The organism is Planctomycetaceae bacterium (assembly GCA_041398785.1).
In the GTDB taxonomy this organism is placed as follows: Bacteria; Planctomycetota; Planctomycetia; order Planctomycetales; family Planctomycetaceae; genus JAWKUA01.
In genome coordinates, this window is record JAWKUA010000026.1 from 1 (window position 1) to 14796 (window position 14796).

At 60.6% G+C, this 14796-nt stretch carries 6 protein-coding genes; 3 read left to right on the plus strand and 3 right to left on the minus strand.

The window, feature by feature from the left end:
• Positions 1-383: 383 nt before the first annotated feature.
• Both R3C19_23100 and R3C19_23105 read right to left on the minus strand, forming a co-directional pair.
• Positions 384-2168: an alpha/beta hydrolase-fold protein gene (locus R3C19_23100; GenBank protein ID MEZ6063245.1), complete on the minus strand. Its 1785-nt coding sequence runs from the start codon at positions 2166-2168 to the stop codon at positions 384-386.
• A gap of 800 nt (positions 2169-2968) precedes the next feature.
• Positions 2969-3331, minus strand: a complete 363-nt coding sequence (locus tag R3C19_23105) for a cupin domain-containing protein (protein MEZ6063246.1) — start codon at positions 3329-3331, stop codon at positions 2969-2971.
• 536 nt (positions 3332-3867) lie between these two features.
• On the opposite strand from R3C19_23105, the gene R3C19_23110 reads away from it, so the two are divergent.
• Together R3C19_23110 and R3C19_23115 are read left to right on the plus strand one after the other, a co-directional pair.
• Positions 3868-6198: a CARDB domain-containing protein gene (locus R3C19_23110; protein MEZ6063247.1), complete on the plus strand. Its 2331-nt coding sequence runs from the start codon at positions 3868-3870 to the stop codon at positions 6196-6198.
• A 436-nt stretch (positions 6199-6634) separates the two neighbouring features.
• Positions 6635-10138: a Calx-beta domain-containing protein gene (locus R3C19_23115; GenBank protein MEZ6063248.1), complete on the plus strand. Its 3504-nt coding sequence runs from the start codon at positions 6635-6637 to the stop codon at positions 10136-10138.
• A 160-nt stretch (positions 10139-10298) separates the two neighbouring features.
• Here R3C19_23115 and R3C19_23120 read toward each other — a convergent pair whose 3' ends face one another.
• Complete coding sequence (locus tag R3C19_23120) at positions 10299-10910, minus strand: ECF-type sigma factor (protein ID MEZ6063249.1); 612 nt, start codon at positions 10908-10910, stop codon at positions 10299-10301.
• Between the two features lie 50 nt (positions 10911-10960).
• On the opposite strand from R3C19_23120, the gene R3C19_23125 reads away from it, so the two are divergent.
• Positions 10961-14788 carry a protein kinase gene (locus R3C19_23125; protein MEZ6063250.1) on the plus strand — a complete coding sequence of 1276 codons (3828 nt, stop codon included), beginning with the start codon at positions 10961-10963 and terminating at the stop codon, positions 14786-14788.
• Positions 14789-14796 lie beyond the last annotated feature (8 nt).

The window sequence follows — 14796 nt, forward strand, 5'->3', positions numbered from 1 at the left end:
ACGCCACCGGCAGAGGTTGTGTCGGCCCGCCGGGCCTGAAACGCTGTTGACTCAACACCCCCATTTTCCGGATGAGCCATCTATTCGAAATCCAGCGTTGAAAACTGCTGGCTCAGCCAGTCGGTGAGGTCAGTCGATTCCCAGCCGCCTCCCGTGAAGAGTTCACGAAACTTGTCGCGAAGTACTTCGTCGAACCGGTTTCGGACATCCGTTCACAACATGTAACGGCCGGAACTCTGCTTGGTGAACTGGCGGCGGTCGCTGAGTTGCGTCCATGACATCGGGCAAAGCCTCACCCGAGGAAACGCGTCGAGTTCCAGCAGCCGAATCAAATGCAATGCCGGCCACCCCGCTGATTTTTCGCACCTGGCGGGGAGTTGCGCCTACCGTCGCTTTTCGGTCAGCGACATGTTCCGGACAAACACGGTTCCCTTGGCCAGGCCGAGCACGAAGCCGATGCGGTTGTTTTTCTCGACGACGTCGCTGGCTGTGAAGGTGATGGAGTACTCGCGGAACTCGCGGGTGAGGTTCTCTTCCTGATTCAGGCCGATGCCGTGCCAGTCGGCTTCGTTGATAATCCCCATCGCAAGCACCGCAGAGTTATCCGGCGACTTCGCGGAAAACGTCAGTTCATAAGTCGCGCCGTCTTTCAGGTCGATGCCGGCTTGGTATGCCTGCACGTGCCAGTTTTCCTCCGACAGTGCCGTTGTGTGAAACACGATCGCATCGCCGTCGGCTTCCATCGAACCCTGGCCGTTTTCGGTCAGTTCGAATTGCCAGGAATCCGGATTGCTGGTGGGCTTCAGCAGTCCGAATGTGCTGACGCGTTCGGCGGTCCAGGAGGAATCGCGGGCCTGGCCGCCGAAGTCCATCATCCGCCAGCCGGCGATTCCGGACGGCGTCACGATTCCCTGGTACGTCGAAACGAAGTCACGGTTTCGGAAACTGCTTTTCGCGTCGAAGGTCAGCTTGTTGCCTTCCATGACCGGATCGATCAGGTCGCTGGTTTCCGGCGGATCATCGCCGCGCTGAGACGTGTAGGTTCCGCTGAGCTGGCCGCCGGTGCGCTGCAGCGAGATCGTGGTGACAACGGCATTGTTTCCGCGGCGCGCGGTCCAGGTGTATTCGCCGGTCGGATCGACGCTGGCTGCCGGGTCGAATCCGGGAAACAGTTCTGTGGTTTCCGGCCGAATGGCGGCCGCTTCGGCCACAGGGTCGGCGGCCGACGGTTCGACGCCGGGATAGTCGCGCCAGATCCAGCGCAGCATCTGCGGCAGCATGGCTCCTCCGTGATCGTCGGAATGCCCGCCTTCGCCGAACACGTGAGCCATGTCGTAGCTCTGTTCCTTCAGAGCGGCGACCATCTTTTGGTTTTGAATATGCCAGTCCCGGTTCGGATCGCCCGGATTTCGCAGATCGTTGACGCCGTCCTGCAGAAAGATGCGAATGGCTTTCCTGTCGGCTTCCATCACAAGATCCGGGTAGACGTGGCCGCCGTGAATGTTGGTGAAGCTTCCGATCAGGCTGATGACGTTGCGGAACTGATCGGGTCGTTCCCACGCCACGGTGAACGCGCAGATGCCTCCGCTGCTGGCTCCCCCAATGGCGCGGCCGGCCGGATCTTTGGTCAGGTTGTATTTCTTTCCGACTTCCGGCAGCAGTTCGTCAATCAGCATGCGCGCGTAGTCGTCGGTCAGAACGTCGTATTCACGGTCGCGGTTGTCGGGATTGCCGGTGCCGATGCTGTCGGGAAACTCATCGCCCCGCTGGCCAGGAGTCACGAAGATGCCGATCGTGACCGGAATCTGCTTCCTGGCGATCAGGTTTTCCAGAACCTGAGGAACCCGCAGAACTCCCTCGGGATTGATTGCTCGTGCGCCGTCCTGAAACACCAGAACGCAGGCAGCGTCATTCGGCCGGTACTGAGCGGGAACGTAGACCCAATACCTGCGAACGGTGTTCGCGATGATGTCGCTGCGGAACAGAAACGGACCTTCCAGCGTTCCTTTTGGAACTCCATCCTGAGGCAGCGAATCCGGTCCGAGCGGATACCGCACCTGAGGCTGCGGATCTCGCCGCGCGGGACGTGTTGCTTCCTGCGCGAATGCCGACGCCGGCGTGGTCGTCACAGCCAGCAGGATGATGAACGCAGGAAGCAGAGGTCTCATGGTCTTCTCCGGAATTGCGTGGCTGTGCAACGGTTGCGTGACTGTGCGATGATTGCGTGACTTGGGATTTGAGTGCTGCCGCCGGAATGCTTCACCGTCTGGATTTCGCAGTACGACCGTGTCCGTACAGTATAACCGTGTCAGTGAACCGACGGCGGACGGGATTCCGTGTTGTCACCAGCAAAGCAGATGACTGCGGAAACCGGACAAAAGAGGAGAAATGTGGCGGCGGACGTTGACGTCAGGCGATATCGCGTTGCTGTGTTCACGATGTTACCGCCCGGTCTTCCAGAAACAGAATCCCTGACCCTTCTCCCGGACCAGCGCGTGCGTACGCTGACCGTGGTGAAAGGCTCCGCCGCCGTATCATGTCAACACCACAACGGATTGCCAGTCTCTCGAAAACGACCGAATTTCACGAAGAACGCAAAAGAACCGCCCTTCCGGGGAATCCGGGAGTCGCCGAGCGTCCACTTGCCGGAGCCGGCTGGCTCCGGTAGCCGGCACCTTCGCACCTGCAGCGCCTGACCGGTGGCTCACGCCGCCGGCTAACGGCATGTCGGCCCGCCGGGCCTGAGACGCATTTGGATCACCGCCGCCAATTCCCAAATGAACCGAAAAGCAGTTCGTGAAGCTCAGTTCTGCAGAAGGACCGGAACCCCGGTCGCGCCGCCGAGTCGACGGGGCTTCTGACCCGCATGCTGCGGATCGATTCCAAAAACAGTAACGGCGGACTCAGTGGCGGCAGGGCGACGAGAGACGTTTCGTGGGTTCGACAGGCCTGGCTTGTCACTCACCGGTCAGCCGTCGCCGCGGTCCGGGATGTATCTGTTCACGAGTTCCGCGTAGTCTTCGCGAACGGGAGTGAACACGTCCAGCACCACGGCCGGACCGTCCACCGCAACCGCGCGATGCGGAACGTTGGGAGGAATCAGATACAGCGAACCGGCTTCGACTGTTCGAGTTTCGTCGCCGATAGTCAGCTGCATTCTTCCCTTTAGCAGAATGCCACCCTGTTCGTGCGGATGATTGTGCAGCGGAATTTCCGCTCCATCGTCCATTTCGAGATACGACAGCATGAGGTTTTCGCCAAACGGCGTCCTCATGCGACAACCGGGCACGGGTTCGATCACGTTGATCTCGTCGAGACTGATGAAGGGCATTGCGTCACTTTCGTCGGACTGTGTGCGGATTTGCTTTGCAGCTGAGCCGTCGGCGGCTGAAACCATAGCAAAAAAGGGACGAAAGAGCCTTCTCGCGCTGCGAAGCAGTCGGGGCGTACGCGGAGGCAGCGGGGCGCGCGATTCGGCAGGCTCTCGGAAGCAATGCCGCGTGCGCCTGATTGGAATCCGAATCGAAGAGCGACCGGACGGAAACGTGTTAGACGGCGCCCCTGTGTTCGTCTGGGCTGAACACGATCCCGTTTACCGAGATAGAAATTTCCAGGAACCTCAGCCCTTCATAGGCTTGCGTATCTCCCCAGGATTAGCGCAATCTGGTTAGAATAGGCAGGTATTCCACGTCAGGTCCGAATTATCGCCTGGGTGGATGCCCTGCGTTGCCACGAACCGAGACAGGCTCGAAACGTGACAGGCACCGGCGGGACGAAGTCGACGGACGGCGCTTCGGTGTGCTCATCCGGAGCCAGCCCGGCTCTTGAGTTCCGCAAACACGTCATCATGGACAGGAACAGTGAAGTATGAGGAAGTTTCTGGGGTCTCTTGCCGGTGTTCGTCCGAAATCGCGTCGCTTTTCCGGTCGACGTACTTCCATTCGAAGTGACATTGATTGTCTGGAATCCCGGCTGCTGCTGGCGGCGGATCTTGTGCCCACACAGCTTCAGTCGGTCGCTGCGGCGACACCCGGTCAGACGATCGACATTCAATGGGCGGTCCGAAACTCAGGAGCCGACGCGGCGGGAGCATTCGGCGTCGAGTTCTATCTCAGCACTGACCTGGTGGCGGGAGGGCCGGACGACGCGGTACTTGGTTCCGACACCGTTGCCGGGCTGGCGGCCACAAGCGGAACGACCGGAACCCGGACGATCTCCGTAACTTTGCCGGACGCCCAGGATCCCTTCTGGAGCGGCGATAAGCAGTATTTTCTGCTGATCTGGGCGGACGCATTCAGTGTCATCGACGAAGCGAATGAAGACAACAACACGCTCGACGCCACTGTCAACGTGACGGGTACCGGGAACGCCACGGGCGATCTGACCGGCACGCTGACAGTGCCGGCAACGGGAGCCGCGGGCGGATCCATTAACGCCGACTGGACGGTCACATTCGCCGGCACGGGAAACGAAGGCCCGTTCGACGTTGAGTTTCTGGTGAGCCTGGACGACAAGCTGGATGCCAGCGACGTGTCTCTGGGAATTCAGCGCGTAAACACAATTGGCGCCGGTGCGACTGTCAGTCGCACGACATCGCTGCCGCTGCCAGCTTCGGGGAACTCGTTCTGGACCGGGAATACCACCTACTTCATTCTGATGAACGTCGATTCTCAACTGGTGGTTCCGGAATCCGATGAGACGAACAATCTGGCGTCGGATTCGCTGTCGGTGACGAACACCGGCAATTCGTTCGCGGATCTGACGGGAGTTCTGATGCTTCCGACCAGCCCCGTCGACGCCGGTACGGACCTGAGTTTCACCTGGGAAGTCAGCAATGACGGCGTCGCGCGTTCGGTTGCCACGAATGTCGAGTTCTTCCTGACCGGCAGCCCGTTTTCCGGTCCGGGAGACACGCCCTTCCGGACGCGCAGTGTTCCCGCGCTGAATGCCGGAGCCTCAAACGGCGTCAAAACAGAAGTCTACACGCTGCCTCCGTCGGACAGTCCGATCTGGGACCAGCCGACCGAAGGGACCTATTACATCGTGATGTTCATCGACCGGGCCGATGCGGTTCCGGAATCCGATCCCGGCGACGCCAATAACGAAGTCGCCGCACCGCTGATGGTGAACGTCAATTCCGGACCATTGCCGGACCTGCAGCCGCAGAGTTTCACGCCTCCGGCGTCGGGAGTCGCCGGCACGACAATCACCGCGTCATGGGAAGTTATCAACACCGGGCAGGGAGCCGCAGGAGCGTTCGGCACAATGTTCTACCTCAGCGACGAGCAGGGCATCACGCCCATGTCCGTGCTGCTGACAACGGCCAACACAACATCGCTGGCGGGCAATAACACAAAGACGGGAGTTCGTTCCACCGGCCTTCCGCTGCCGGCCGGAGGAGATCCCATCTGGTCGAAGGGTGACGGCACCTATTACCTGGTCATGGCCGTGGATGACTTCGGCGCGGTGACGGAAAGCAACGAATTCAATAACACGTCCGCCATCATTCCGATCACGATTACAAACACCGACGGAACCGGCACGACGCCGACTCTGGACATCGATCTCAGCGGCGGCACCCTGGACATTTTCACCGACGGAATTCTGATTGCCCGTCATATGGTTGGATTCACCGGGGCGAATCTTGTCCGGAATGCCGTCGCCGCCGGCGCTTCCCGACCGGCGGCCGCCGATATTTCCGCGTTTTTGAACGGTCCCGGAGCCGTGATGCTGGACGTGGATGGCAACGGGACTCACGACGTCTTCACCGACGGAATTCTGATCGCCCGCTATATGGTCGGCTTTACCGGAACACCGCTGATTCGGAACGCCGTCGGTTCCGGCGCGACTCGAACAACCGCAGCGGCGATCCTGGCTTTCCTGAACACCTACAATCCGCCCGCAACCATCGTGGCACCGTCGCAGCCAGCCGCCGCGTTTTCCGCGCCGGCAGCACCGTCCTCGGGAGCCACCTTGTTTTCCAGCGATGCCGCTCCGTCGGTGACGCTGGTTTCTGCGGGCGGAAGTGACGTCGGCGGCGGCTCGCCTTCGTCACGTGTCGATCAGCCATCCGGCGAGTTCAGCGGCAACACCATGATTCCGGGACCGGTTGTTCCGACCGTCAGCGACGACCTGTTTGGCTCGCCACTGCTGGATTCGGCGTTCTCTGACTTCGACGACCTGCTGGCGGCCAGATAACCGAAAATCCGCAGCAAAGTGTGGCCAGGTCTCCGGTCACGATTCGTGGCTTGCCGCGTTTGAAGACTGACGGACGATCGCCCGCTTCGCTGAAGCTGGTTTTCTTGTTTTGCAAGCCGCATGACGCTACTTGCCAATTCTGATCAGGGCAGAATGCCCGAAACCGTATTTCGGACGGGCAGGACGGCCGCCGGATTCATCCTGCTGTACCCCGGCCAGCGTCGGCCTCGAATACCGCTTCGACGAAACCGTCTTGTCGCTTGAATAGCGCGCCGTTCATGGTTGACTCGAATCGACAGACTGGCAAGACTGGCGCATCCGGGCACTTTGCACAGTTCAGAAAGGCTGCGTTATGCTCCTGTATTCCTGGCTCCGTTCACTGAAACGTCGAAATCTCACCGGGCGGACCAGTTCGCGTCGCCGTGGCCACAATCGAATGACGTCGCGGCCGGTCATTGAGTCGCTCGAAGACCGAGCTCTGCTGGCCGTACAAACGATCACACCGTCGATGACTGCCGTGTCCGTGACGAAGGGTGATCCGGCGACGTTCGACCTGAACTATCAGTCCGACGGCGTCACGGGCGGTCTGACTCTGCGGATGCACTTTGATTCCACGGAACTGGGATTCAACACCGCCAACGCCACAAACGTTTTTGCCAGCAGCAGTCTGGGAGTTGACGTTCAGCCGGATACAGGAAACGAAGACGGCGACGCCACCACCGATATGGTGGTGGTCGCGACATGGTTCGACCTGACTCAATCGTGGCCGCCGGCGGCGACGACTCAGCCATTCAGTCTGCTGACCGCAAACTTCCAGACGGCGAATCTGAATGGATCCTCTACCGTCAACTTCACTGCGTCACCGGGCGGCGTTGGTCACACGGTCGACCCGATCACATCCGTGGTCATCAGTGAAGCCGTGGCGCCACTGCCGACGATCTCCATCGCTAACGCCACTCCGGTCACGGAAGGCGCGGCGTCGGTCTTCACCGTGACGCTCAGCGCCAGTCCGACGTCTGCCGTGACGGTGATGTTTTCAACGGCCGACGGAACAGCCACTGCCGGTCAGGACTACACGGCTCGCACAAATCAGACGCTGACGTTCGCCGCGAATACGACCACGCTGACTCAGAACATCAGTATTGCGACGATCGACGACACAGATGTCGAAGCCGGGGCTGCGGAAACGTTCCTGGTCAACCTGACAACCCCGACAAACGCCACGATTGCGACGGGGCAGGCGACGGGCACAATCAATGACAACGATGTTCCGCCAACCCTGTCCATCAATGACGTCACCGTCGACGAAAACGCGGGCACTGCCGTATTCACCGTCACGCTTTCGGCGGCCAGCAGCCAGACGGTGACTGTGGGCTTCGCAACAGCCAACGGGACGGCCACCGCGGGTCAGGACTACACCGCGACCAGCGGAACCGCCACGATCACGGCGGGCATGACCACCACGACGATTTCCGTGCCGATTTTGAACAATCCTGCCGTGGAACCGTCGGAGACATTCAACGTCAATCTGACGAATCCGGTGAACGCCACCATCGCGGATGCTCTGGGGGTTGGCACCATCGTCGACGACGACACACTTCCGACGCTGGCCATCAACAACGTTACCGTCGACGAATCAGCCGGCAATGCCGTGTTCACAATCACGCTGTCGGCGGTTTCCGCCACCAATGTTTCGGTGAACTTCGCGACGGCCAACGGGACTGCGACGGCGGGTCAGGACTACACGGCCACCAGCGGAACGGCGACGATCGCCGCCGGAATGACCACCGCCACGGTCACGGTGCCGATCATCGACGACACTCTGGATGAAGCGGATACGGAACGGTTCAACGTCAACCTGACTTCGCCCGTGAACGCCACAATCGCGGATGCTCAGGGTATCGGCACGATCAACGACGACGACCTGCCGCCGGAGACCGGCTCCATCCACGGCCGCAAGTTCAACGACCTGAATGCCAACGGATCTCGCGACACCAACGAACCGTGGCTGAACGGCTGGACAATTCAGCTTGTTGACTCCAACGGAAACGTCGTTGACGAACAGGTGACGATGGATCAGGACCTGGACAATAACGGCACCATCGATCCCGCCACGGAAACGGGGTGGTACTGGTTCAACAGCGTGCTGCCGGGAACTTACACACTTCAGGAAGTGGTCCAGGACGGCTGGCGTCAGACAACGCCATCGTCGGAACTGGAGATTCTGGCGTTTGAACTGGACACTCAGTTTGACTTCGTCGCCACGGGCAACAACTTCCAGAACTGGGGCGGTCTGAACGAAAAGTGGTTCTTCGGTTCCAGTCAGTGGTACTACATCTCGCCGACCGGCGAGCTGTTTCAGTGGAACGGCAGTCCGGCGATCGCCCTGACCGGGATTTCCGTCGCTCAGTTGGATGCGACGTACCACGCCGACACGTCACTGCTGACCGACGCGCGGCCGGCGACCGAAAGTGCCACAGTTGTCGTCACCGCCGGTACCGAAATCAACAACTTCGATTTCGGCAACTTCAACGAAGGCCAGCCCGGATCGATTCACGGTCGCAAATTTGACGACATGAACGGCAACGGCGTCCATGACGCCGGCGAAGCCTGGCTGAACGGCTGGACGATTCAACTGCTGGACGCCGACGGCAATGTTGTCGACGAACAGGTGACGATGGACCAGGATCTGAACAACAACGGCACGATCGAATCCGCGACGGAAAGCGGCTTGTACTGGTTTAACGACGTCGCTCCGGGAACCTACACCGTTTCCGAAATCGTTCAGGATGGCTGGGAACAGACGGCTCCGTTCAATCAGGACAGCCGTGAAGCCTACGACCTGGACCAGGCCGAACAACTGCGGTTCACAGGCAACCTGTTCGAAAACTACGGCGGGCTGAACGAACGCTGGCTGCTGGGCCGCAACGGATGGGTCTATATCACTCCGGACGGCAACGTCTTTAAGTGGAATGGAAGTCCGCGCAACCGTCTGTCAGGCAGCCTGATCGCCGAATTGTCACCGGCGTTCCATGCCGATCCGTCGCTGCTGTACGACGCCCCGGATCCGTCCGGGCTGGAAGTGACTGTCGGTCCGGGACAGATCGTCGAAGATGTCGACTTCGGGAACCGGCTGATTCCGATTCAGGATGCGATCATGTTCCCCGGCACGGGCAACATCAGCCTGGAAATCTCGCGCGGCGACGTGATTCTGACAGGAGACTCCGGCCACAACGGCGTCATCATCTACCTGAACGGCAATGGTTATGTCACGATTGAGGGACTGGGACGAACCACAGTCAACGGAAGCCCGTTTCCGCAGGTGCTGAACGGCTGGACGTCAATCCCGGATGATCTGCGAATCAGTCTGCGTTCCGGCAACGATGCCGTTGTGCTGCAGGGCATTCAGATCGGAAATGATCTGAACGTGAACCTGGACGGCGGCAACAATTACCTGCTGGCCGACGGTCTGCTGGTGCGTGACAACCTGATTTATCGATCCGGTGCCGGCGACGACATCGTCGGTGTGCGCAATTCACAGGTGAACGGCCGGGTGTCGGTTGCGACAGACGGCGGAAACGACACCGTGGGAGTCGACAATGTCCTGGTCGCGGGAACCTCACTCCTGACGACTGGCGCAGGAAACGACCTGGTGCTGATTGGAGGCTCCACCTACCAGGACAACGCGACGCTGCTGATGGACGGCGGTCAGGACTCGCTGGCCGTGGACGGCAACAACTCCTTCGGCGGCAACCTGACGGCGAATGGCGGCGCGCTGTCCGACGGCGTTGCAATGCAGCCCGGAAACTCATTCGCAAAGACGCCGAAGATTTCCGCCTTTGAGCGTGACACGCTTCCGAATCTCGACAGTATGCTGGATGCGGTGCTTCAGGAACTGGCTGACGTCGGCCTGGACGTCGTCGTCGGTGATGCGTTCTGACCGCCGCAGTAGCGACGATCGATCTCAGCCTGACAGGCCTCCGCGGATTCCTTTCCGGATTCGCGGAGGCCTTTTTTTCTGCGCGAATGGCTGCGGACGCGCATTCGTCGCGAGATTTTCGGTACCGACACGCGGTGTCCTGCCCGGTTGAGGCACCGCGTTACTCTTCCGCCGTATCGATGTGCTGTTGCCAGATTTTGCGAATCAGTTCGATACGGCGTTCGACGGTTCGCAGCCCGCAGTCGCGTTCCGCGGCGATTTCCCGGTTGGTCCGGCCTTCCAGCTTCGCCAATGCGATCGCGCGCTGTTCCGTATCCAGTTGTTCGAGCAGCATCCGGCACTGTTCGTTCAGCATCGCCAGGACATCGGGCCCGGGATCTTCGTTCAGGAATCGGTCAAGCGCCGCGGCTCCGTCGGCGTCGGCCTGAATATCGGCTTCTGACAACACACGCCCGCCGCCGCGTTTTTCACGCCGTTCGTAAGCGATCAGATTGCAGGCTTTCCGAACCGTCAGGACGACCAGCAGCGGCCACAGACTGCCGCGATCCTGCAGCTTTGGAAAATGGCCCCGTTCCGCTCCGCGACACATGCTGTGGAACGCGCTCAGAGCAACGTCTTCCTCGTCGGCGGCGCGGCTGATCGCGCCGCGCAGCCGCACGCGGGCAAGTCCCACAAGCCGCTGGAAATATCGGTTCCAGAGTTGTTCGGCCGCCGCCTGGTCACCCTGCTTTAGTCGTACGATCCAATGCGTGATAGTTTCGTCAGCGGACATTAAACTGGAGGTCCCTCAATCGTGTCTTCTGCGAATCGGCGGTGGCGGCCATGCATGACCATTCTGACAACCGGCCGTTGCAGGACGAACGCCAAATTGACCGCATCGCTCACGATTTTGAACAGGCGCTGCGGCGCGGCGAGGCTCCCCGGATTGAAGACGTCATTCGGGACAATGCTGAATATGAAGTTCCGCTGCTGCGCGAACTGGTTCTGGCCGAATGCGAACACCGCGACTCCGGCGGAATTCCGGCCGACTGGGATCACTATGCCGCGCGGTTTCCACAACACGCGGAACACCTGAGAGCGTGGCGGTTGCAGTTCGATTCGCAGTTCAACGCAACCGACACGACGCGGCTGGAAGAACTGAATTCGGCAGCGGCGACACGGCTTCCGAATCCGAACGACGAAGCGGCTAACGAATCCGGTGCGGCAGACGCGCCGCTGGCGCCACTGGAGATGACCGATTTTGAGATCCAGCGTCGGCTTGGAAAGGGCGGACAGGGCGAAGTGTTGCTGGCTCGCCAGAAGAGCCTCAGTCGTCCCGTGGCCATCAAACAACTGAACGCCGCGGCGACGGATAGTCCGGAAAGCGTGCGGCGGTTCGTCCGAGAGGCTCGCACGATCGCGCAGATCCATCATCCTCACGTCGTGATCATCCACGGGATCGGCCGATCGAATGCAGGCGGTCTGTTTCTGGTGATGGAATACGTCGAAGGTCCGGATCTCGCCAGTCAGATTCTCGACAAGCCGTTCGACTTTCGTCAGGCTGCGGAAACGGTCAGCCAGATTGCGGACGCCGTCGCCCACGCTCATCAATCGGGCGTGATCCATCGCGACCTGAAGCCGCAAAATATCCTGTGGGATCGGCTGCGGGGTCCCGTCGTTACGGATTTTGGTCTGGCCAGGGATCTGCGCGATGCCGATGAATTGACGCTGACCGAACAGGTCATGGGGACACCGGCCTACATGGCTCCGGAACAGGCTCACCGGCGGTTCGGCGCGGTGACGGAACGGACCGACGTGTACGGTCTGGGAGCCATCCTGTTTGCCACGCTGACCGGTCGCGGGCCGTATTCCGGAATGTCCCTTGGCGAAACGCTGCACGCGCTGGGCAGCGCCGAACCGACTCCCGACGTGCGGACACTGCGGCCGGAAACTCCCGACGGCCTGGCCGACATCTGCAACCGCTGTCTGGCAAAGTCCCCGGACGAGCGGCCGTCTTCGGCGCAGAAACTTGCGGAGGCTCTCGATGCCTGGCTATCCGGCAGACTTCCGGTCGAGGCCGATCAGCAGCCCGTGAAACACGCATGGCGAAAGCCGGCTGCCGATGCGCAGACGCGGCAGATGTTCGGTCCGTATCGACTGCTGGAACGCATTGATTCGGACGCAACGCGGATGATTCATCGAGCGGTCGCTGCCGACGGCAGACAGGTGCTGCTGAAGCAACTGCCCCCCGATTGGCGCACCGAACAGCTAAGGCGGTCTCATTTTCGCCAGGAAGTTCTGCTGGCCACACGAGTGCGCCATCCGTGCCTGGCGGAGTTTATCGATGCCGGGACAATCGACGACACGGAATACCTGGTCGTGAGTTTCGTGGACGGCGAAAGCGCGTCTCAGCGACTTCAGCGCGACGGAGCGTTCAGTGAGCAGCGCGCGGCCGAGATCCTGCAACCCATCGCGGAAGTTCTGCACCAAATCCACGAAGTCGGAGTTTTCTACCGGGACCTGAGACCGCAGAACATCATCCTGACGGGATCCGGTCAGCCGATTCTGGCGGACGTTCGCTTCAGCACTGAACTGGCCTTCGGTGATAACCAGACGCTGATGGGATGGGGGCCAATCAGTTCGTTGTGGCTCGCCCCGGAAAGGCTTCTTGGCCAGCCGTCGACCGTCGCCGGTGATGTCTATTCGCTGGGAGCGACGCTTTACGCTCTGGTTACCGGTCACGCGCCGTTTGAAGACGTCACCGACGCGATCGCTCAGATGATCCGGAAGTCCAGCGGCAGCTACACGCCCGCCAGAGAATTCGTGCCGAACCTGAGCGACGAGATTGTCGACCTGATCACGGACGCGATGGCGGATGCTCCCGCCGATCGCCCCGCGTCCGCTGCCGAGTTCGCCGAGCGATTAGAAGACTGTCTGCAATGTCTGAAACTCGGAGCCGACGCTGACGCGACAGACGACCCACCGTCCGGCCTGGAAACGGGTGCCGGCCCGCTGGTCCTGCATGAGAACGCACAGTTCAGCGTGTACCGGCCAAAGGCCATTCCGCCCGGAAGATGGGAACCAATGCTGGCGTTCGCGCACCTGTCCGAACTTCCGCCGGACGCCGCATCCGACGCAATTGAGCCGCTGGAAGAAGTTCGTCGGCAGGCAGAACAGGTGCTGGGACCGCGGGCAGAAAATTTCCAGGCATTGACTTCCGATGCCGGCCAGCCCATTCCTCACGGCGGAGAACTGACGTTCGTGCCGAGCGGCGAAGGGCTGGAATTCAATCCTCCGTCGCGCACGTTCCGATGGCTGGAATCAGTCCACCGGGAAGAATTCCGGTTTCGCGCTGATGCGGCGCTGGATGGTCAGACGGCTCGGGGACACATGTCTGTGTTCCTGGGAGACATCCTGATTGCGGAGGTCAATCTGGTGACTCGCGTCAGTCGGCACACGGACGACAACAGCGACAGCGATTTGTCTTCGCGCAATTCGGCGTATCGGTTTCGGAGAATCTACGCCTGCGTCGCGGCGGAAGATTCCGCGATCGCGGAACAGTTTCGCGATTACGCTTCAGCCATGCGCGATTCCTGCCTGACGCTCAATCATTATCGCGGCGCCGTCCGACTGGATGATGAAGAACGGCGGCAAATTCACTCGGCTGACGTGTTTCAGCTCTACTGGTCGAATCATTCCATGAATTCTCCGGGCATTGAGGAACGCTGGCGTTTTGCACTTGGGCTGAATCGGCCGGAATTCATTCGATCGCTGTATTGGGAGGAACCGTTTCCGGCCGATCCCGTGCGTTCATTGCCGCCCGCCGAACTGCTGGCTCTGGGGTTTCAAAAGATTCGCATCGTGCCCGCGCTCGCCAAACCGGCTCCGACCGGCAGGCCGGCACGAGTCAGCCGCAAACTTGATCGTGTCCGCAAACCTCGCTGCGTGACTTCCGAAGCCCGACTGGAAATCATGTCCGGATCCAATCAGGGAAAAGTGTTCACGCTGACAAAGGACTGTATCACCATCGGACGTCACCCTAACTGCGACGTTCCGTTGTCGACGCATTTCCTCTCCAGATTTCACACTCAACTGATCCGGAACAACGGGGAGTGGTTCGTCGGTGACATGCAGAGCCGCCAGGGAACGTTTCTAAACGGGAAAGCGATCAACGGACAAACCCGCCTGAAAGATGGTGACTTGATTCATATCGAGAATGTCCTGATCGCGTTCCGGCTACTGTCCGCTGACTCCGACTCCAATGCCAACGCCCCGAGTTTCCGGGACGACACGCAGTCGCGCACGACCCTGACTGCCGACGTTCAGACCGACCAGATGCCGCCGGAACCCGAATCGCCGGCCGACGACGAACTCGCTGCCGAAGGCATCCCGCGGCTCCGAAAACACGTCGCCGTGGACGTACAGAAACGGCTCGGCGTCACGACGCCTGCGAGCGATTCACCGGAAACGCCGAGTGCGGGGATTCCTTCGACGACGTCAAGCGAACGTTCCGTCGACGCGCCGAGCCGTGCCAAAAAGTCGGCGGACGAAGGTGTCTGGGCCAGCAGTTCGCCCAGGTCGCGGCGAACTCCGTCAGTGCTTGCCATCGTGGTCGTGATCACGACGGCAATCGTCGCCGTGATCGTCGGAAAGCTGCTGACGGGAAGCTGACCGGTGGT